The sequence below is a fragment of the Hymenobacter aerophilus DSM 13606 genome, from assembly GCF_000382225.1.
GTDB lineage: Bacteria > Bacteroidota > Bacteroidia > Cytophagales > Hymenobacteraceae > Hymenobacter > Hymenobacter aerophilus.
The window spans coordinates 101,857-122,715 of the sequence record NZ_KB907811.1 but is presented as its reverse complement, the minus strand read 5'-3'; the positions used below and the strand labels follow the sequence as shown (position 1 = coordinate 122,715).

Below are 20,859 nucleotides of genomic sequence, written 5' to 3'. Positions count from 1 at the left end.
GAATGGAGATACGAGAAGCAAAGATACTGTCATCCTGAGCGGAGCGAAGGACCTATACAGAAGGTATAGTCTGATGTTAGCCTCTGTATAAGTCCTTCGCTCCGCTCAGGATGACAGCCAAATTCACGCATTCACCGAGTCACTCCTCCTGCGCTACACTGCCACTTCCAGCGCCAGCGGCTCCAGCAGCACCTCAAAGTCGGTGGCGTCGGCCACATAGTCGCCATCGACGTGGAAACCTAAAGGGGCGGCGGCCTGCACGCGGATGTGCTGGCTGCGGTGGAACTGAGCTCCGCCCGAGGTAGGCAGCGTGCCCAGGGCCAGCCCCACCCCTACCCGAATGGCCCGCCAGAACGGAAGCCTGTCAATCAGGCACAGGTCCAGCAGGCCGTCCTGGATGTTGGCGCGGGGCGCGATGTAGGCGTTGTTGCCGTACTGGGCGGCGTTGGCGAAGGCCAGCACATAGCAGTTGGTGTCGCGCACGGCCTCGTTTTCCAGCGTCAGCTGCACGGCCGTGGGGCGGTAGTGGCGGTACTCGCGCAGGGCGACTTTCACGTAGGTGGCCAGCCCGCGGGTGCCGGCCTGGGCAAACTTGCGGCTCACGTGGGCATCAAACCCCAGCCCGGCGGTGCAGAAAAACCAGTGCCCGTTGATGCGGCCGGCATCGATGCGCTGAAAGGTGGGGCGGCAGGCGCGGCGCACGGCGGCGGGCAAATCGAGCGGCAGATGCAGGTGGCGGGCCAGGCCGTTGCCCGAGCCGCGGGGCACAATGCCCAGCGCCGCGCCGGTGCCCAGCAGGCCCCGGGCCACCTCGTTCACGGTGCCGTCGCCGCCCACGGCCACCACCACCCGGCAGCCGGCCGCGGCGGCCTCGCGGGCCAGCTGCTCGGCGTGGCCGGCGTACTCGGTGGGCTTTATCTCGAACTCGACCCCGGCCGCCGTGGCGTGCTCGGTTAGCAGCGCCGCCACGTTCTGGCTCCGGTTGGTGCCCGAGGTCGGATTGAGAATAAAGCAGAGACGCATGTTTTTGGGAACTGTTAGCTGAGAGCTTTAGCGGTTAGCTTTCCGTAGGAGAAGCATAAGCTGACAACAAAAGAACGTCATTCAGAGCGAAGCGAAGAATCTCGCATGCAATCATTGGGTATTCTCCAACGACTGCACACGAGATTCTTCGCTTCGCTCTGAATGACGTTCTATAAATGGTTCTTTTAGCACGTCAAGCTAACAGCTAAAAGCTCTCAGCTGACAGCTTAAAATTTACATTTTGTCGCCCAGCTTCTTGATGAGGTCGGCGGTGCGGGCGCTGTAGCCGGCTTCGTTGTCGTACCAGCCCACTACTTTCACCAGCGTGCCGTTGGCCGAAGTCAGCTCCGAGTCGAAGATGCAGCTGTGGGGGTTGCCCACGATGTCGGCACTTACCAGCGGGTCGGTGCTGTACTCCAGAATGCCCTTCATGTCGCCGTCGGCAGCCTTTTTGATGGCGGCGTTGATTTCCTCGGCCGTAGCCTCGCGCTTGAGCAGCACGGTCAGGTCGGTGGTCGAGCCATCCGGAACGGGCACGCGCATGGCAATACCGTCGAGCTTACCCTTCAGCTCGGGCAGCACCAGGCCCACGGCCTTGGCAGCACCCGTGCTGGTGGGAATGATGCTCAGGGCGGCGGCGCGGGCGCGGCGCAGGTCCGAGTGGGGCGAATCCTGCAGGCTCTGGTCGGAGGTGTAGGCGTGCACCGTGGTGATGAAGCCCTTCTCGATGCCGAACGTATCGTTGAGCACCTTGGCCATCGGGGCCAGGCAGTTGGTGGTGCAGCTGGCGTTCGAAATGATGGTTTCGTCGCCCGTCAGGATGTCCTCGTTCACGCCGAGTACCACCGTGGGGATGTTGCCCTTGGCAGGCGCCGAAATAACGACCTTCTTGGCACCAGCCGTGATGTGCTGACCGGCACCGGCCTCATCCACGAACCGGCCCGTCGACTCAAGCACGATGTCAACGCCCATTTTGCCCCAGGGCAGCAGCTTGGGGTCGCGCTCCGAGAGGGCGGCAATGTGCTGGCCATTCACGGTCAGGCTGTCGTTGTCGAACTCAACCGTACCCGGGAAACGGCCGTGTACGGAGTCGTACTTGAGCAGGTGGGCCAGGGTCTTGTTGTCGGTCAGGTCGTTGATTGCCACGACTTCCACGTTGTCGCGCTGGAGCAGCGCCTTGAACGTGAGGCGGCCGATGCGCCCGAAGCCGTTGATGGCAACTTTAATTTTAGCCATAGTAGTAGGGGGAGTGGGAAGTTTATCGGCGTGTGGGGCCGGGGTGAAATCACGCAACGAAGGTAATGGGCTGGGCCCGGATACCCAAATCGGCCGCCGTCTGCGGACCGGCTATCCGGCCGTTGGCTGGCGGCTCCAAAAATTTTTCAAGTTGAAAATCAAGCTATTTGGGGCGTACGGCCCCTTTTTTTCGAGTCCGGGCCTTGCACCGCTCAATTGCCCCCCTATCTTTGCAGCACCAAAACGCAGCAGGGTCGCCTTTATCTGGTCCGTTCGTCTAGGGGTTAGGACAGTAGATTTTCATTCTACCAACAGGGGTTCGATTCCCCTACGGACTACTCCCGGCCCCGCGCTTTGGCTTTTACCTGAAACCCCGCTCCGAACTATTCGGAGCGGGGTTTTTCGCTTTCCCGACCACCGCCGGCACTCCACCATAAAACGCCGGCACGCTTCAGTAGTACAGGAGGCCCGGTAGCAGAAACGAGTAAACGTCCTACTCATCTTTTGGGCTTTTTGGCCGTAACGTAAGGGGTAGACCTACTCGCTTTAACCAGATGTCCCGCACTATTATCGTTTCCAACCGCCTGCCCACCAAAGTGCTGCGCACCGACGATTCGCTCACGTTTCAGCCCAGCGAAGGCGGGCTGGCCACGGGCCTGGGCTCGATTTACCGGCAGGAAGGCAACGTGTGGGTGGGCTGGCCGGGCCTGTTTGTGGCCGATGCCGCCGAGGAGGACTACGTGCGCGAGCAGCTGCGTCACGACAGCATGGAGCCCGTGTTTCTGACCGAAGCCGAAATCCGCGACTACTACGAGGGCTTCAGCAACTCCACGCTCTGGCCCACTTTCCACTACTTCCCGCAGTACGCCACCTACGAGCCCGAGCACTGGGCCGCCTACGTGGCCGTGAACGAGAAATTCTGCCAGACCGTGCTGGCCCTCACCGGCCCCGACGACACCATCTGGGTGCACGATTACCAGCTGCTGCTGCTGCCGGCCATGCTGCGGGCGGCGCGGCCCCAGGCCACCATCGGCTTCTTTCTGCACATTCCGTTTCCGTCGTACGAGCTGGTGCGGGTGCTGCCCTGGGCCCGCGAGCTGGTGGCCGGCGTGCTCGGGGCCGATTTGATTGGCTTTCACACCTTCGGGTTTATGCGCCACTTTCTGAGCTCGGTGTCGCACCTGCTGGGTTTCACGGCCCACAACGGCCGTCTCGAAGTCGGCCCGCGCACCGTGCTGGTCGATACTTTCCCGATGGGCATCGACTACGAGCGGTACGCCGAGGCGGCCGCGTCCGACGCGGCCCGGCAGCACGAGGCCAGCTACCGGCAAGTGCTCGGCGACATCCGGGTGGTGCTCTCCATCGACCGGCTCGACTACTCGAAGGGCATTGCCGAGCGGCTGCGCGCTTTCGAGCTGCTGCTGCAGCGCCACCCCGAATGGCGCGAGCAGGTGAGCCTGATTATGGTGGTGGTGCCCTCGCGCGACCAGGTGGCTCAGTACGCGGCTCTCAAGGAGGAAATCGACGAGCTGGTGGGCCGCATCAATGCCGCGTACCGCACCATGCGCTGGACGCCCATTCACTACTTCTACCGCTCGTTTCCGCTTGATGAGCTGGCCTCGCTCTACCGCCTGGCCGAAGTGGGCCTCGTAACGCCCATGCGCGACGGCATGAACCTGGTGGCCAAGGAGTTCGTGGCCAGCAAGGACGACGAGCTGGGTGTGCTGATTCTGAGCGAGCGGGCCGGCGCGGCGCGCGAACTGTCCGACGCGCTCATCATCAACCCCACCGACCTCAACCAGCTGACCGCCGCCCTGCACGAGGCCCTCACCATGCCCCTGGATGAGCAAACGCGCCGTATGCGGGCCATGCGCCGGCTGGTGCGCCAGTACGACGTGTTTGCCTGGACCGACCTGTTTATGAGCCGGCTGGCGTATGCCAAGCAGGAGCAACTCTCTCTCCACACCGATATGCTTACCCCCGACCTGACCGCCCAACTGCTGCGCGACTACCACGCCGCCCCCACCCGCCTGCTGCTGCTTGATTACGACGGCACGCTCAGCCCCTTCCACAACGACCCGCAAAAGGCGGGGCCCGACCAGGAGCTGCGCCTGCTGCTGCGCGCGCTCACCGAAATTCCGCAGAACCGCGTCGTCATCATCAGCGGCCGCGACCGGGCCACGCTGGAGGGCTGGCTGGGCCATTTGCCGGTCGATTTTATTTGCGAGCATGGCGTGTGGCTGCGACCGGCGGGCGAAGACTGGCAGCTGTTTCAGGCCCTCAACAACGACTGGAAAGACGAAATCCGCACCATCCTCGACCTGTACGTGGCCCGCACGGCCGGCTCGTTTATCGAGGAAAAGGACTTTTCGCTGGTCTGGCATTTCCGCCGGGCCGATGTGGAGCTGGGCGACATGCGGGCCCGCGAGCTGCTCAACCACCTCACTTTCATCACGGCCAACGCCGATTTGCAGGTGATGGAGGGCAATAAGGTGATTGAAATCAAGACGGCCGGCATCAACAAAGGCACCGCCGCGGCCCGCTGGCTGGCCACCTACCCCACCGATTTCGTGCTGGCCATCGGCGACGACCGCACCGACGAGGACACGTTCCGCGTGATGCCGCCCGAGGCCTACACTATCAAAGTAGGCCCCGCCCCCCGCTCGCTGGCCCGCTACCACGTCAACTCCCCCACCGACGTCCGCCAGTTGCTGCGAGAGATGTTGATGTAGGTGTTAGGGTTTAGGTGTTAGGTGTTAGGGTTTAGAAAAAGAACGTCATTCTGAGCGGAGGCGCAAGCCGTAGTCGAAGAATCTCTACTGCAGTGCTAACTCCTGACGTTAGGAATTACTTTGGCACGCGAGATTCTTCGACTACGGCTTACGCCTCCGCTCAGAATGACGTTCTTTTTCTAAGCCCTAACACCTAAACCCTACAAAAAACTCGGGTTATCAAGCTTTTTGGCGATGCGGAAGGCGGCGTTGACGAGGCCCACGTGGCTGTAGGCCTGGGGGAAGTTGCCCCACTGCGAGCCGGTTTTGGCGTCCACATCTTCGCTCAGCAGGCCCAGGTGGTTGGTGTAGTTGAGCAGGTGCTCGAACTCGGCAATGGCCTCCTGCACCCGGCCCACGCAGGCCAGCGCCTCCACGTACCAGAAGGAGCAGATGAGGAACGTGGTTTCGGGGGTGCCGAAATCGTCGGGGTGGCGGTAGCGGTAGAATAGGCCTTCGGGCGTTTTCAGGGCGCGCTCCAGGGCTTCGAGGTGGCGGGCGGCCCGCTCGGAAGCCGGGTCGAGGTAGCCCATCATGATCAGCTGAATGGTGCTGGCATCGAGGTGGGGCGAGCCGATGGCGTTGGTATAGGCCTGCTGCTCCTGGCTGTAGCACTGCTCGATACGGTCGGCGGCGGCCTGCATGAGCCGCGAAGCCAGCGCCTCCATATCGGCGTTGCCCAGCGCCCGCGCTACGTGGCAGGCGGCGTGGCTGCCGGCCCAGTGGAACAGGTAGGTGTAGCAGTGGCGCTGGGCCAGGTTGCGGAACTCCCAGAGGCCGGCGTCGGGCTGGTCCATGGTGGTTTCAATCAGCCGCAGGGCCTCGTACACTAGCTTTTCGGGGTTGCGGTGCTCGGGGTTCACGAAGCGCGCATCCACGTACAGCGGCAGCAGCGCCACCAGCACCTGCCCGTACACGTCGTTCTGGATGTGGGTGTAGGCGTCGTTGCCGATGCGCACGGGCTGGTTGCCCAGGTAGCCGGCCAGCGGCAGCTCCTGCTCGGTGAGCTGCGAAGTGCCGCTGATGCCATACAGCGGCTGGTACTTGTCCTGGATGCTGCTCGAAATGTTGGCGATGTAGTGGAAATAGCGCTCCAGCTCCTCGAAGTGGCCGATGTTGTTGAAGGCCGTGAGCGTGTAGAACGTGTCGCGCATCCAGCAGTAGCGGTAGTCCCAGTTGCGGGTGCTGCCGGGCGCTTCGGGCAGGCTGGTGGTGCTGGCCGCAATAATGGCCCCGGTGTCTTCGTACTGGTGCATTTTGAGGGCCAGCGCCGAGCGGATGACGGCCGGCTGGTGGAAGTTGCTGATGCTGGTGCTCTTCACCCACTGCCGCCAGTAGCCGAGCGTACTTTGCAGAAACCGCTCACAGGTGCTTTCCAGCGGCGCTTCGAGCGGGGCGCCGTAGGTGAGCACCAGGTATTTGGTTTCGTTGAGGCCAAAGGCTTCCTCGTCGAGCACGTAGGTCAGGGGCAGGTTGGTGGTGAGGCGGATTTCCTCTTCCATGCCCAGAAACGCAATGTGGTTGGAGCTGCGGCGGCGGCTGAGTTGCTGCTCGCCGTAGGCCGCCACCGGCCGGCAGGCCACCCGCACCCGCGGCGTGCCCTCCAGCGGCTCCACCTTCCGGATAAACATCAGCGGCTTGTAGTACCGCTCGTACTGCGAAAAGCGCGGGGCAAAGTCGGTGACACGGTAGCGGCCTTCGGCGGTGCTGATTTCGGTCACGAGCACGTTGGTGTTGGCGGCGTAGTACTGCCGGCTTTCGAAGCCGCCCTCCGTTGCGGGCCGGATGCTGAACTCGCCGCCCTTCTGCTCGTCGAGCAGCGAGCCGAACACGAAGCTGCTGTCGAAGCGGGGCCAGCAAAGCCAGCGCACGGCCGTGTCGGTGCCAATCAGGCCCAGAAAGGCGCAGTTGCCAATCAGGCCCATATCATAGGTATGCTTCATCATAAATCGGGGCAAAAAAGATCAGGGGGAAAGAGCGTGTAACGCCGCCGGCCCGGCGGCCGGCCCCTTCCGTTTACCGTTTCGGGCCGGTGCAAGTTACCAGCCCGCCCCCGCCGGGGGGCCGCCAGGGCCACTCAGCGCAAAATAATCCGGCTGATTCTGTATCACTTATCGGCTTTTGCCGCTTTTTTTGCGGGCCGCACTTGCCCCGTAGTATTTGGCCCGTATCTTTGCACCACCAACACGGAAAAACGCTTCCGCTGGTATCTGGTCCGTTCGTCTAGGGGTTAGGACAGTAGATTTTCATTCTACCAACAGGGGTTCGATTCCCCTACGGACTACTTCAACGCTAAAAAGGCTTTCCGCACTGCGCGGGAAGCCTTTTTGTTTTTCGGGCCCGCTGCGCCGGTTTTGCAGTTAAAAAAGGCAGCGTCGTGCAACTGCTTGGCCCGGGGGCCTACCTTTGCACTGGCTGCCGGTGGGTCGGGAGCCGCTTTTTCCGTTGTTGCCGTGTTTCATCTGTCCGGATTTCGCCGGGCGGGCCAGCTGCTGCCCGCCCTGCTGCTAGTATTGAGCCTGGTGCTGAGTTTGCCGCTGAGCGCCCGCGCCCAGCAGGCCCCGCCGCTGCTGCGCGAGCTGGGTTTGCGCCTCGATACCACCACCTTCTACCTGAGCCGCAACACGGCCGTGGTGCAGGACGAGCCCCACCTCTACTTCTACTACCGCCCCGGCGACGACGCGGCCGAGCTGCGGGTGGCCTCGCTCGACCCCGCCGCCGGCCCCCTGCACCTGCAACGCTCGGCCGATTTCACGCTGCTCGACTCGCTCACGCCCATCGACGGCGGGCAGTATTACCGGGCCAAGCTGCGCTTCCGCAACCTGGCCACCGCCCGCTTTCTGAGCCTGACCTTTCAGCAGCCGGCCGTAGCGGGCGGGTTTGCGCCCCGCACCCAGGTGGTGAAGCTGCTGCCCGTAACGCGCACCACGCTGGAGCTGCGGCCCGCCGATACCGAGCTGTTTGTGGGCGAGGAAAAGGTGTTCGAGCTGACCAGCAACAACGAGAAAAACATCCGCCTGAGCCCCGAATGGACCCGCGGCCAGGACATCGACTACCGCCTCGACCGCGAAAAAGGCACTTTGCGGCTACACGTGCTGCCCAACGCCCCCGGCAGCCGGATGCTCACGCTCCAGCCCCAGACCGAGCAGCCCTTCCTCACCGACCGCAACCGCCGCGTAACCTTTGCCCTGCCCCCGCTGCGCCAGGAGTTCACCGTGAAAAGCTCGCGGCTGCGCTTTCTGAGCGTCGATAAAAAGGAAATTACGCTCGATGAGGAGTCGCGCCGCAAGGGCGTGGAGCTGATTCTCGACAACGGCCGCACCTTCAACCTCAAGCGCACCTACCGCATCGAAGACCAGGAGGAAGCCGGCGGCGCGCTGATTGCCGAGCTGTTCACGCGCCAGTACCTGACCAACGACCGGGTGCTGTGCTGGCTGCGCGTGTACAACACCCACCGCCAGGCCGACAGCTACCTCTACATCAAGGAAAACGACCAGGCCAAGTACATCACCAACTTCAACATCTCGCCCCCCACCGCCATTACCGGCCTGAGCGTGCGCCACCGCGGCGGCGACTGGACCAGCTCCAACGCCGTGAACCCCGGCGAAACCGTAGACGTGCGCCTCGAAGGCGTGGCGCTGCTGCGGGGCCGCTTTCATTTTGAGGATGTGCGCGTGGTGCCCTCCGATTCGAGCGTGCGCTCCGAGTCGGCGGTGGTGTACCGGGTGCAGGTGCCGGTGGGCATTGATAAGAAGCGCATCGCCATTGATAACGCCGGCCAGAGCACCGGCTACGCGCTGGCGGTGCGCGAGTTCCAGAAGCCCCACCCGCTCGATTTCGTGGGCGTAACGTTTGGCGAGGCCGTGCGGCCCATCACCCGCCTCAACGGCCCCATCCTCTACGACCGCACCATCCGCGACGTGGTGTTCAGCTTCAACACCGGCGCCATCGACTCGCCCGAACAGCTCTACGGCAAGCAGTACCTCACTTTCGAAATACGGACTCAGAACGCCAAGGGCGACCTGATTGAGATGCGCACCATCGACAACGTGGTGGTGTGCCCCGACGGCCGCTCGGTGCGCGCCCCCTTCTACCAGGACAAGCAGTGCCAGGTGGGCAACATCAGCCTCAACAACCTGCTTTCGGCCCGCAAAAGCTACGACCTCGACGACTGGAGCAAGATTATCATCACCGTGAAGCATACCCAGGCCCAGTACCAGGAGCCCGGTTTCACGCAACGGCTGGAGCTGGTGCTGCAGCGCCGCGTGAAGTTCGATATCGACATCAGCTTCCCGGCCGGCCTGCTCACCAAGCAGCTCGGCGGCGGCGAAGTCAACAACTACACGGCCTTCAGCGGCATCAGCCTGGCTACGCTGGCCCAACTGAGTTTTTACAACCCTAACAAAATCAACAAGCTGCGGCCCTACAAGGTGGGCGCGGGCTTCGTGGCCCTCAATGCCTTCAACCTGAACTCCAACGCCAACGCCTCCCGCGACCTGGGCATCGTGGTGCTGGGCTCGGTGTACCCCACGCGTTCCGACGCCAAGCTCACCTTCCCGCTCTACCTGGGCGCCGGCTACCTGGTGAACAAGGGCAAGATGTTTTTCCTGTTCGGGCCGGGGATTGGGGTGCGGCTGTAAGGTGAGGTGGTGAGATGGTGAAATGGTGAGTTGCCGTTCGGGCGGCGCGGCCGGACAATAAGAACGGGTCATACTGAGCGAAGTCGAAGCATCTCGCGGGCAATAGTAACCAAACGTTTGGGCCCTTATTGCAGTAGAGATGCTTCGGCTCCGGCTCCGCTCAGCATGACAGGCCCCCGGCCCATCAACTCACCATTTCACCACCTCACCACTCACCACTTCCCCGCTTGGCTTCCTCGTCGCCTTTCACGCCGCTGAAGACTCCGATTTTCCGGATGCTCTGGATTGCTTCGTTCGTGTCGAACGTGGGCACCTGGATGCAGAACGTGGGCGCCGTGGGGCTGATGACCGAGCTGACGACCTCGCCCGTGCTGGTGGCCCTGCTCCAGACGGCCTCGGCGCTGCCCGTGTTTCTGCTGAGCCTGCCCGCCGGGGCCCTGGCCGATTTGCTCGACCGGCGCAAGCTGCTCATCCTCACCCAAACCTGGATGGCGGCAGTGGCGCTGCTGCTGGCGGGCATGGCCTTCGGGGGCTTCTCGTCGCCGTGGCTGCTGCTGAGCCTCACGTTTCTGCTGGGGTTGGGCGGGGCGCTCAATAACCCGGTGTGGCAGTCGGTAACGCCCGAGGTAGTGCCGCCCGCCGATTTGCCCCAGGCCATTGCCCTGAACAGCGTCAGCTTCAACCTGGCGCGCGCGTTGGGGCCGGCGCTGGGCGGGCTGGTTATCGGCTATTTCTCGGCCGGGGCGGCGTTTCTGCTCAACGGCTTATCGTTTCTGGGCACTATCTATATGGTGTATAGCTGGCGGCGCGAGCCCCAGCCCGTGAGCACGCTGGCCGCCGAGCGGCTGGTGATGGCCATGCGCGGCGGCCTGCGCTACGCCCGCTTCGCGCCCCCGGTCCAGCGGATTCTGCTGCGCGGGGCCGCTTTCACGTTCGGGGGTAGCGCGTTGTTTGCGCTCATGCCAGCCGTGGTGGCCCAGCGGCTAATGCGGCCCACCTCGTTCTACTCGCTGCTGCTCACCTGCATGGGCCTGGGCGCAGTGCTGGCGGCCGTGCTGCTGCCGCGCCTCAACCGCCGCCTGAGCATCGATGGCCGGGTGGCGCTGGCTACCACCGTGTTTGCCGCCGGCCTGCTTGGCCTGGGTTACGTGAATGCGCCCTGGCTGCTGTACGGGGCGCTGGTGCTGGTGGGCATGGCTTGGATGCTGGTGCTCAACTCGTTCAGCGTGGGCGTGCAGACGGTGGTGCCGCGCTGGGTGCAGGCGCGCACCATCAGCCTGTACCTGCTCACCATTCAGGGCGGCATGGCCCTGGGCAGCGTGGCCTGGGGCGCGGCGGCCGAGCGGGCGGGCTTGCCGCTGGCGCTGGCCGGCGCGGCGGGCTGGCTGCTGCTGAGCTTGCTGCTGGCCCGCCGCTACTCGCTCCAGACATCCCCCGAAGCCCTCGACCACACCCCCACCCGCCAGCGCCCCGAGCCCGTGCTGGCCGAGGAGCCCGCCCCCGCCGAGGGCCCGGTCATTACCACGACCACCTACCGCGTGGCCCCCGAAAACCGGCAGGCTTTCACCTACTACATGGAGCAGCTGGGCCGCATCCGCCGCCGCGAGGGTGCTATCGGCTGGGGCCTGTATGCCGATTTGGCCGACCCTAACCGGCTGATGGAGTACTTCCTGTCGGAGTCGTGGGAGGAATATCTGCGCCAGCACCAGCGCGGGGTGGGCCGCGAGGAAGCCGAGCTCAAAGTGAGTTTGCGCCAGCTGCACGAGGGTCCCGAGTTGCCGCATGTGTCGCACCTGCTGGCCCAGCACTACCACCCGGTGGCCGGCCACCCGCCCATGCCCCCCGGCAGCACCCGCCTGATAGCCAGCACCGCCGGCGAGGCCACCTGAGTTGATGGGAGTCGTATAAGACATACCGCTCCACCCATTTTTTCGGTTTAAAGCGGAATAAATTCGGGGCTGGTGCCGTTCTACTGACAACCGGCCGGCGCTGCCAGAACATCTTACCAGCACTGTTCCGGCAAGGTAGTTGCATTGTTTTCGACGCACTTTATCCGACTTATTCATGACTATTTCCTCTCGTATTTTCCGCCGATTTGTCGGTTTGCTGACCGGGGGCCTGCTGCTGGCCGGTACGGTTTCGGCCCAAAGCAGCGGTGGCCAGCGCGACGTGCTGCGCGAAATCACCGACGTAGTGGGCCTGAAGCCCCGCTTCCAGCTGCGGGCGACTACCGAGGTGCAGAACGCGGCTGCCGTGGTGTACGGCGGGCAGCGCTACCTGCTCTACAATCCCCAATTCGTGGCCGCCGTCAACCGCGCTGGCCGCACCGACTGGGCCGGCATCAGCATTCTGGCCCACGAAATGGGTCACCACCTCAACGGCCACACCCTGCGCGCCGGCGGCTCGAACCCCACCGATGAACTGGAAGCCGACGAGTTTTCGGGCTTCGTGCTGCGCAAGATGGGCGCCAGCCTCGCCCAGGCCCAGGCCGGCATGGCCGTGGTGTCGGACGAGCAGGCCTCCCGCACCCACCCCGGCCGCCAGTCGCGCCTCACGGCCATTGGCCAGGGCTGGCAGCGCGCCAGCCAGCAGATTGCGGCCAGCACCCGCGGCGCCGCCCCTTCGGCCGAGCCGGCAATGCTGGCCTCCGTCCAGCCGGCCCCCGTGCGGCAGGTGGCGGCCCGCACCGCCGCGCCGCTGAGTGTGCTGGGTAAAATCACGTTCCGGGCCAAGCCTGAGGTTGATTTCTACGTAACCAACCGCCTGAGCGTGGTGCGCCTCGACCGTGCCGGCCAGACGGCCGAAGTGGTGGGCCGCCTCACCCGCTCCGAAAGCCTCAGCTACCCCTACGTGCTCATCGACGGCCAGCAGCGCCGCCTCTACATCAGCCGGATGGGCGAAATCTACGACCCCAACGGCCGCCAGGTAGCGTTGCTGACCGACCCGTCGTAGGTGAGAAGTGAGAAGTGAGAAGTGAGAAGTGAGAAGTGAGAAGTGAGAAGTGAGAAACGGTACGGAACCCACGAGATAAAAGGAACGTCATTCAGAGCGCCGCGAAGAATCTCGCGGGCCAAAGTAATTCCTGACGACAGGGTTGCCATTGCCCGCGGGATTCTTCGCGGCACTCTGAATGACGTTCTTCATTGTTGTTTCCTATCCATTATTCCCCTTCAAGAGTAAACGGCCGGTTTCCCAGACGGGAGGCCGGCCGTTTATCTTTGGGACTCACTCAACGCTCTATTTAATGCCGGTTTACCCCTTTCTGCTGGTTGATGCCTTTACCGACGTGGCCCTGGGCGGCAACCCCTGCGCCGTGGTGCTCGATGCCGACGACCTGACGGTCGGGCAGATGCAGCGGCTGGCGCGCGAGTTCAACCAGTCGGAAACGGCCTTTGTGCGCCGCTCGGCGGTGGCCGAGTTTGGGGTGCGCTACTTCACACCGGGCGAAGAAATTCCGCTGGCCGGCCACCCCACCATTGCCACCCTCACGGCCCTGCTGCACACCGGCCGCTTGCCCCGCCCCACCGGCGGCCGGCCCCACGATTTGCACCTGGAGCTGCTGCACGGCCCCGTCGCCATTCGCGTTTCGCCCGCCGAAGCCGGCCAGCCCCACTTCATCCGCATGACCCAGCGCCGGCCCGAATTTGGGCCGCTGCACGCGCCGGCCGAGGTGCTGCCCCTGTTCGGCCTCACGCCCGCCGACCTGCTGCCCGGCGCCGTAGTGCAAACCGTGAGCACCGGCACGCCCCAGCTGATGGTGCCGCTGCGCGACGCGGCCACCCTGCGGCGGGCCCACCTGCCCGACCCGGCGGCGCTGGATGCCTACCGCCGAGCCAGTGGTTTCTTCAGCTCCCACCTGTTCTGCCTCGAAGGGGCCACACCCGCCGGCACCACCTTCGCCCGCCACTTCTGCACCCCGCCCGACTTACCAGAAGACCCCGTAACTGGCTCGGCTACCGGCGGCATGGCGGCCTACCTCTGGCACTATGGCCACCTGGCCACTCCCGCTTTTATTGCCGAGCAGGGCCACTGGATGGGCCGCCCCGGCACGGTGCACGTGGCGGTGCAGGGCCCGCCCGAAGCCATCGAAGCCGTGCACATCAGCGGTCAGGGCGTGGTGGTGGTCGAGGGCGAACTGCGGCTGTGACTTGGGAAGTTAAGGGCGCTGTTCGGTTGTAGACAAATGGCTTGCCGCCGTCCCTATAACCAGTCAAAATTATAAACTTAGCAACTCCGCCGAATGCCCGAATTACCTGAGGTTGAAACCTACCGCCGCTTCCTGGATGAGCTGGTGGTGGGCCAGACGATTACCGCTTTCGAAGTGCTCGATGCCCACGTGCTGGGCACGCCCGAAGATTCCCTGCGGCCGGCCCTGGTGGGCCGCACCATCACGGGCACCAGCCGGCTGGGCAAAAACTGCTTTCTGCAACTCGACGACGGCCGGGTGCTGGTGCTGCACTTCGGTATGAGCGGCGACGTGGGCGCCTACCGCGATGCGCCCGATGCGCCCCGCTTCACCCGCGTGGCTCTGCACCTGGAGTCGGGCCTGCGCGCCGCCTTCATCGACCCGCGCAAGTTCGGCCGCATCCGGCTGGCCGAAAGCATTGCAGCATATCAACAGGCCAAAATGCTGGGGCCCGATGCGCTGGAGCTGACCGTGGCCGAGTTGACCGAGAAGCTGGCCAAACGCAAAACACTACTCAAGCCCCTGCTGCTCGACCAGCGCCTGACGGCCGGCCTTGGCAACTGGATTGTGGATGAGGTGCTATTTCAGGCCAAAATTCACCCCGAGCGCGTAGCCAATACCGTAACGGCGGCCGAGGTGAAACGTCTGCACGCGGCCATCCAGCTGGTACTCACCACGGCCATTGCCGCCGAGGCCAACTACCGGAACTTCCCGGCCAACTTCCTCATCCACGCCCGCGAGTGGGACGACTCGGCCACGCCCGGCACCGATGCCCACCAGTTCTGCCCCCGCCACCCGCGCACCCGCATCGAGAAGAAATACGTGGGCGGCCGGGCTACTTACTTCTGCACCAAGTGTCAGCCCGAGCCGAGTTTGTAAACGGCTGTGAACCCGCCTGTCATCCTGAGCGCAGCGAAGGACCTATACAGAAGCTACATCCATTGATTGGCTTCTGTATAGGTCCTTCGCTGCGCTCAGGATGACAAATAGCTCCTCTACTCAAACTCCTCGTTGTTCTTCTTTTCCGCTTTCTGATTGAGGGTGGTGAGCCAGGAGCGGGTGATGGGCGACTCGCTTTCGTAGCCGAAGCGGCGGGCGTCGCCGCGGTTGGTTTCGGGGGCGGGCAGGGCCTGGTTGACCCAGGCGAGCAGGTTGGCGGTGGTGCCGGGTAGCAGGCCGTGCAGGCCCGAAAGCAGCTTGGCGGGCAGGCTGAGGATGATTTCGGCGTCGCCGCGGCGGCAGGCGTTCCAGATGCGGCGGGCGGCGTTGTCGGCGTTCATAGAGAGGGCCGGCAGCGAGTCGGCCACCGTAAACCAGGCGTATTCCTTGCGGTGCCGGCCTTTCACGATGGCGTGGCGGGCGCTGCCGGTGCGCAGCAGGCCGGGGCACACGGTGGTTACGCGTACGCCATATTGCAACAGCTCGGCCCGGAAGCTTTCCGAGAGGCCCACCAGCGCGAACTTGCTGGCGCAGTAGGGCGCCAGGTGCGGCACGGCCACTTTGCCACCCACCGAGGCGATGTTGAGGATACGGCCCTCGCCCCGGTCGCGCATGCTGGGCAGCACGGCCTGCATGGCGTGCAGCGGCGCCCAGAAGTGCGTATCCATCGAGTCCGCGAACTCGCGCACGTCCATGTTGTCGAGCGGGCCGGCCGTGATGATGCCGGCGTTGTTGACCAGCACCTCAATCGGGCCCAGCTGCTGCTCCACGTCGGCCACCAGCTGGCGCACTTCGTCGGGCTGGGTGAGGTCGCAGACGAAGGCGCGCACTGGCTCGGAGCCGGCGGCTTCCAGCTCGCGGCGAGCGGCTTCGAGCTCCTCGGCGTCGCGGGCGCAGATGGCTACGCGGGCGCCTTCGGCCACGGCCTGGCGGGCCAGAATGAGGCCCAGGCCCCTGGAGCCCCCGGTAATCAGCACGGTGCGGCCGGCCAGCTCGAAATTGCCGCGGCGGTTGGCGTAAAAAGTAGCGGCCAGCAGGCCGGCGGCACCGGCGGCGGCCACGAGCAGCGAGTTTCGGGTATCAGCTTTCATAGAAGTGCCTATTGGAGAGAAGACTCCTTGGCTGTATGGATTTCGGAACCGAAAGGTTACGGTTCTGGATTACCTGACTGTTGCTTTTTTAGGCCGGCATCTTTAGCGCTGCCCCGAGGAATATAAGCGCGCCGGCCGGCGTTATAGGCAGCGGCTTGCCGAAACTGGCACCATCTTTACTACTAGTTGCGGCCCGGCGCCTTCTGCCGGCTGCTTTTCGCCCCGATTTTCTTTTTGCATGAAAGCTTCTTTGCTCATCGGCCTGCTTACCCTTACGGCCGCCCCCACCCTGCTGGCCCAAACGGCGGCCCGCCCCAAAGCCCCCACGGCTAAACCTCGCCCCGCGGCGGCCGCGCCTGCGCCCACTCCGGCCCCGCAGCTCGACGAAGCCAAAATTGCCGAGCGCGCCACGGCCCTCACGGCCAACATGCAGAAAGCGCTGGGCCTCAACCCGCAGCAAATGGCCAAGGTGGGCCAGATTAACCTGATTAGTGTGCGCGGCGTGGAAACGGCCCGCCACACCTACCGCCAGGACGTGCGCAAAATGGGCGGCGTCATCGAGGACATCGGCCAGGCCCGGCTTTCGCAACTCAAAGCCGTGCTCAGCCCCGCCCAATTCGATAAGTACCAGCGCAAGCGCGAGGAAAAGATGGGCATCCCCAGCTCCCAGGGCAATCAGGGCAACCCGGTACCGGGGATGCCGGGGCAGGATTAGGGATTAGGGATTAGGGATTAGGGATTAGGGAAAGAACGTCATTCAGAGCGAAGCGAAGAATCTCGCGTGCCAAAGTAAACCCTGACCATGGGGCTACTTTGGCACGCGAGATTCTTCGCTTCGCTCTGAATGACGTTCTTTTCTCTACCCGCCAAAAAACACCTGCCAGCCCAGCTTCAGAATAAAGGCGCTGACCATCAGCAGGAACAGCACCCGCACGAAGCCGGTGCCGTGGCGCAGGGCCAGGTGGGCGCCGAGCGTGGAGCCCACGATGTTGCTGGCGGCCATCGGCAGGGCGGCCATCCACAGAATTTGGCCGGTGTAGCCGAAGTACCCCAAGGCCGTGAGGTTGGTGACGGCGTTGACGAGTTTGGCCGAGGCCGAGGCCGTGAGGAAATCGTAGCCAAACAACCCCACGAAGGCAAACAGCAAAAACGAACCCATGCCGGGGCCGAAAAATCCGTCGTAAAAACCCAGCACCAGCCCCAGCGCGGCCCCGTAGTACGGCTCGCGGCTGGCCGGCAGCCGGGGCGCGTGGATGCTGCCAAAATCTTTGCGCCAGAAGGTGTAGGCGGCAATAAGCACCAGTAAACCCAGCACCAGCGGCGGCAGCAGCTCCTGGGGCAGTTTACTCACGACCCGCGCCCCCAGAAACGAGAATACGCCCGCCACGGCCGCCGCCGTACCCACCGCCCGCCACCGCAGCGGCACCTGCCCCGCATAGCGCCGCAGCGCCGCCACCGTGCCCAGCAGCGACGATACTTTGCCCGTACCCAGCAGTGTAGGAACCGGCACGCCCGGCAGCAGCACCAGCAGCGCCGGCAGCTGAATCAGTCCACCCCCGCCCACTACGGCATCAATCAATCCGGCCAGAAAGGCGAACAAACACAGCAGGGCAAGCGTGGTAGCAGTCAGCATAGGGCCGCGAAGGTACTTATGAGTTGCCAGTTGAGAGAACTGTCATTCTGAGCATGTTGCGCTTAGAGCAAGGACGAAGAATCTCGCGTGCCACAGTAATTCCCGACGACAGGGTTACCATGGCACGCGAGATTCTTCGCTCCGCTCAGAATGACAGTTCTTTTCAACTCACCCCTGACAACTGACAACTCATCACTGGCAACTGACAACTGCCCAGGCCGTACAGGTTGGGCTATGACCGAACAACTTACCCAACGGCAGAAAATGCTCACGTTTGGCGGCGTGCTGCTGGCCATGTTCCTGGGCGCCCTCGACCAAACCATCGTCAGCACGGCCCTGCCGCGCATTGTGCAGGATTTGAACGGCCTCGACCGGTTTACCTGGGTGGCCACTTCGTACCTGGTGGCCAGCACGGCGCTGGTGCCCATCTACGGCAAGCTGGCCGACACGTACTCGCGGCGCACCATCGAAATTGTGGCCGTCAGCGTGTTTTTGATAGGTTCGATGCTGTGCGGGCTGGCCGGCGAGTTCGGCACGCTGCCCCTGCTCGGCGACGGCATGACGCAGCTTATCGTGTTCCGGGCCATTCAGGGGCTGGGCGGCGCGGGGCTGTTTGCCATGGCCTTCATTGTAATTGCCGACCTGTTTCCGCCCGCCGAACGTGGGCGCTACCAGGGCTTCGTGGGGGCCGTGTTCGGCACCTCCTCGGTGCTGGGGCCGTTTCTAGGCGGCTTCCTCACCGACAACGGCACCGGCCTGATTCCGGGCGTGGCGGGCTGGCGGCTGGTGTTCTACGTGAACCTGCCGCTGGGCGCGCTGGCGCTGTGGTTTATCCTGACCCAGATGCCGCCGCTGCGCCCCCGCACCGAGCCCAAGCCGCTCGACTACCTCTCGATGCTGCTGCTGATTATGGGCCTCGGGCCGCTGGTGATTGGCCTGCAGCTCAACAAGAACGAGTACGGCTGGACCGACCCCGTTACGCTCGGTCTGCTGGGCTTCGCAGTGCTGATGCTGCTGCTGTTCGTGCGCCGAAGCCTCAGTCATCCCAACCCCATTCTGGCGTTCAGCCTGTTCAAAAATCCGGTGTTCCGCACGGCCAACGCGGCCCTGTTTCTGTTGGGCGGGGCCTTTCTGGGCCTGATTATTTTCGAGCCGCTGTTTATGGTGAACGTGCTGGGCGAATCGGCCACCAGCGCCGGCGTCAGCCTGATTCCGCTGTCGATGGGCGTGGTGACGGGCTCGTTGCTGGCCGGGCAGATGGTGTCGCGCTACGGCCACTACAAGCGCTGGATGCTGGCCGGGCTGGTGGTGCTGATGGGCGGCCTGCTGCTGCTGGCCACCATGCCGCCTACCGTCAGCTACCGCCAGGTGCTGCTGTACCTGCTGATTTGCGGCGTGGGCCTGGGCCCGAGCATGCCGCTCTATACGTTGGCCATTCAGAACGCCGTCGAGCCGCAGTTCATTGGGCAGGCCACCTCGGCCAGTCAGTTTTTCCGGCAGATTGGCGGGGCCATTGCCGCCTCGGTGCTGGGCGTGATTCTGAGCCTGGGTTTGAGTAGCGTGCTGCCCGCGGCCGGTCCGGCCGGCGGCGTGGCCACCACGGCGGCCCAGTCGCAGGCGGCGCCCGTGAGCGAGTCGCCGGTGGCGGTGCCCGATGGTATGGCGGCCTCGCCCGAGCTGAAAGCGGCTTTTTCGAGCGCCATTTCGCACGTGTACCTGGTTACGCTGCTGCTGGTGGCGGCCGGCTTCGTGATGACGCTGTTCGTGCCCGAGTTGCCGCTGCGCAAAACCAACGAAGAAGGGCCGCCGATGGTAGAGTAAGGGACCTGGGGACTCAGGGACTGGGGTGACCACCTGCCATGCTGAGCGTAGCGAAGGACCTTATCACGTTTGCACGGTCGTAATAACGGCTCGTTCCAACGTAATAAGGTCCTTCGCTATGCTCAGGATGACAGGTGGTCACCCCAGTTCTTATGTCCCCAAACTACTTGCCGCCAACCGCTGTTATAGTAGCTTCATCACTGACTGCTACTACTTATGCATACCGAAAATAACATCCAGCTCAGCGTCCTCGACCAGTCGCCGGTACCGGCGGGGCGCACGCCGCGCGAGGCGCTGCAGCACACCGTGGAGCTGGCCCGCCTCACCGACCGGCTGGGCTTCACCCGCTTCTGGGTGAGCGAGCACCACAACACCCGCACGCTGGCCGGCTCGGCGCCCGAGGTGCTGCTAGGCCGGTTGGGGGCCGAAACCAGCCGCATCCGCCTGGGTTCGGGCGGCGTGATGCTGCCCCACTATTCGGCCCTGAAAGTGGCCGAAAACTTCCGCCTGCTCGAAACCCTGTACCCCGGCCGCATCGATTTGGGCATCGGCCGCGCCCCTGGCACCGACCGCATTACGGCCCACGCCCTCAACCCCCACAACACGTTCTCCGACCAGGACTTTGCCGAGCAGTTGATGGATTTGCGCGCTTTCCTGCGCGATGACGTAGTGGCTGATACCATCCATGCCAAGGTAAAAGCCGCGCCTTTCGCCGATACGGTGCCCGAAATGTGGCTGCTGAGCTCCAGCGGCCAGAGTGGCCTGTTCGCGGCCCACGTTGGGGCGGCCTTCAGCTTTGCCCACTTCATCAACCCCAACGGCGGCCCGAAGATGGTGGAGATGTACCGGGAGCGGTTCCGGCCCTCGCCCGAGCTGGCCGCGCCCCAGGCCAACGTGGCCATTTTTGTGGTGTGTGCCGATACGGCCGGCCGCGCCCAACTGCTGGCCGACAACCTGGCGCTGCAAATGCTCAAACTCGAAACCGGCCAGTTTACGCCCATCGAAGCGGCCGAAACGGTGAATGTGGCCGCCCTCTCGCCCGACATGCAGGCGCGGCTGGCCTACCACCACCAGCGCATCATCAGCGGCACACCCGACAAGGTGAAGGCCGAAATTGAAGCCTTGGCCGCCAGCTACGGCGTGAACGAAGTGGTGGCCGTCACCATCACCCACGACTACGACGACCGGCTCCGCTCCTACGAGCTGCTGGCCGACGCCTTCGCGCTGCCCGCATCAGCTGGCGCCACCCGGCCGGCCCTGGCTACGGCGTAGTTACAAGCTCCGTTTTCATCTCAATAGAAAGCCCGGCTAAGCCGGGCTTTCTTAGTTTCACGGGGTTACCAGATAGCCGTAGCAACTTTTGATTGCCTGCCAGGCTGTAGAGATGTATCCGAAGCTAATCCAGACTTCACTTTTAATCGTCTTACTACCAGACCTATACAGATAGCTTAGATTTTTTCTAAAGACCTATTTTGATTTCTTCCAGATAGAGCGGAGCTTTGCATTGTTTTAAATCAAT

At 63.8% G+C, this 20,859-nt stretch carries 14 protein-coding genes and 2 tRNA genes; 11 read left to right on the top strand and 5 right to left on the bottom strand.

What is annotated here, in order from left to right; all coding sequences use genetic code 11:
• Positions 1-153: 153 nt before the first annotated feature.
• Together H145_RS0110810 and gap are read right to left on the bottom strand one after the other, a co-directional pair.
• Positions 154-1,023, bottom strand: coding sequence for a diacylglycerol/lipid kinase family protein (locus tag H145_RS0110810; RefSeq protein ID WP_019948163.1), 870 nt, complete (start codon positions 1,021-1,023; stop codon positions 154-156).
• A 234-nt stretch (positions 1,024-1,257) separates the two neighbouring features.
• On the bottom strand, positions 1,258-2,259 hold the full coding sequence (gene gap / locus H145_RS0110805) for a type I glyceraldehyde-3-phosphate dehydrogenase (protein WP_019948162.1): 1,002 nt from the start codon (positions 2,257-2,259) through the stop codon (positions 1,258-1,260).
• A 266-nt stretch (positions 2,260-2,525) separates the two neighbouring features.
• Here gap and H145_RS0110800 point away from each other — a divergent pair.
• A tRNA-Glu gene (locus tag H145_RS0110800) sits at positions 2,526-2,597 on the top strand.
• A gap of 216 nt (positions 2,598-2,813) precedes the next feature.
• Positions 2,814-4,991, top strand: a complete 2,178-nt coding sequence (locus H145_RS0110795; protein ID WP_019948161.1) for a bifunctional alpha,alpha-trehalose-phosphate synthase (UDP-forming)/trehalose-phosphatase — start codon at positions 2,814-2,816, stop codon at positions 4,989-4,991.
• A 200-nt stretch (positions 4,992-5,191) separates the two neighbouring features.
• On the opposite strand, the gene H145_RS0110790 is transcribed toward H145_RS0110795, so the two are convergent.
• Positions 5,192-6,976, bottom strand: coding sequence for a glycoside hydrolase family 15 protein (locus H145_RS0110790; RefSeq protein WP_019948160.1), 1,785 nt, complete (start codon positions 6,974-6,976; stop codon positions 5,192-5,194).
• Positions 6,977-7,242: 266 nt separating this feature from the next.
• On the opposite strand from H145_RS0110790, the gene H145_RS0110785 reads away from it, so the two are divergent.
• The 6 genes from H145_RS0110785 to mutM all read left to right on the top strand — a co-directional run bounded on the left by H145_RS0110785 (position 7,243) and on the right by mutM (position 14,735).
• Positions 7,243-7,314: transfer RNA gene (locus H145_RS0110785), tRNA-Glu, on the top strand.
• 169 nt (positions 7,315-7,483) lie between these two features.
• Positions 7,484-9,670: a hypothetical protein gene (locus H145_RS23320; RefSeq protein WP_019948159.1), complete on the top strand. Its 2,187-nt coding sequence runs from the start codon at positions 7,484-7,486 to the stop codon at positions 9,668-9,670.
• Positions 9,671-9,897: 227 nt separating this feature from the next.
• On the top strand, positions 9,898-11,559 hold the full coding sequence (locus H145_RS0110775; RefSeq protein ID WP_157541459.1) for an MFS transporter: 1,662 nt from the start codon (positions 9,898-9,900) through the stop codon (positions 11,557-11,559).
• 175 nt (positions 11,560-11,734) lie between these two features.
• A complete protein-coding gene (locus tag H145_RS0110770) occupies positions 11,735-12,622 on the top strand; it encodes a M48 family metalloprotease (protein WP_026351426.1) in 888 nt (295 codons plus the stop codon).
• Positions 12,623-12,914: 292 nt separating this feature from the next.
• Positions 12,915-13,817: a PhzF family phenazine biosynthesis protein gene (locus H145_RS0110765; RefSeq protein ID WP_019948156.1), complete on the top strand. Its 903-nt coding sequence runs from the start codon at positions 12,915-12,917 to the stop codon at positions 13,815-13,817.
• A 93-nt stretch (positions 13,818-13,910) separates the two neighbouring features.
• Complete coding sequence (gene mutM / locus H145_RS0110760) at positions 13,911-14,735, top strand: DNA-formamidopyrimidine glycosylase (RefSeq protein ID WP_019948155.1); 825 nt, start codon at positions 13,911-13,913, stop codon at positions 14,733-14,735.
• A 116-nt stretch (positions 14,736-14,851) separates the two neighbouring features.
• On the opposite strand, the gene H145_RS0110755 is transcribed toward mutM, so the two are convergent.
• Entirely contained in the window at positions 14,852-15,886 is a 1,035-nt protein-coding gene (locus H145_RS0110755; RefSeq protein WP_019948154.1) for an SDR family NAD(P)-dependent oxidoreductase, read from the bottom strand.
• Positions 15,887-16,124: 238 nt separating this feature from the next.
• On the opposite strand from H145_RS0110755, the gene H145_RS20910 reads away from it, so the two are divergent.
• Positions 16,125-16,601, top strand: a complete 477-nt coding sequence (locus H145_RS20910; RefSeq protein WP_019948153.1) for a hypothetical protein — start codon at positions 16,125-16,127, stop codon at positions 16,599-16,601.
• Positions 16,602-16,745: 144 nt separating this feature from the next.
• On the opposite strand, the gene H145_RS0110745 is transcribed toward H145_RS20910, so the two are convergent.
• On the bottom strand, positions 16,746-17,519 hold the full coding sequence (locus H145_RS0110745) for a sulfite exporter TauE/SafE family protein (RefSeq protein ID WP_019948152.1): 774 nt from the start codon (positions 17,517-17,519) through the stop codon (positions 16,746-16,748).
• 234 nt (positions 17,520-17,753) lie between these two features.
• Here H145_RS0110745 and H145_RS0110740 point away from each other — a divergent pair, with 234 nt between their 5' ends.
• Entirely contained in the window at positions 17,754-19,340 is a 1,587-nt protein-coding gene (locus H145_RS0110740) for an MDR family MFS transporter (protein WP_033426124.1), read from the top strand.
• A gap of 216 nt (positions 19,341-19,556) precedes the next feature.
• On the top strand, positions 19,557-20,612 hold the full coding sequence (locus tag H145_RS0110735; RefSeq protein WP_019948150.1) for an LLM class flavin-dependent oxidoreductase: 1,056 nt from the start codon (positions 19,557-19,559) through the stop codon (positions 20,610-20,612).
• The last annotated feature ends 247 nt before the right edge of the window (positions 20,613-20,859 follow it).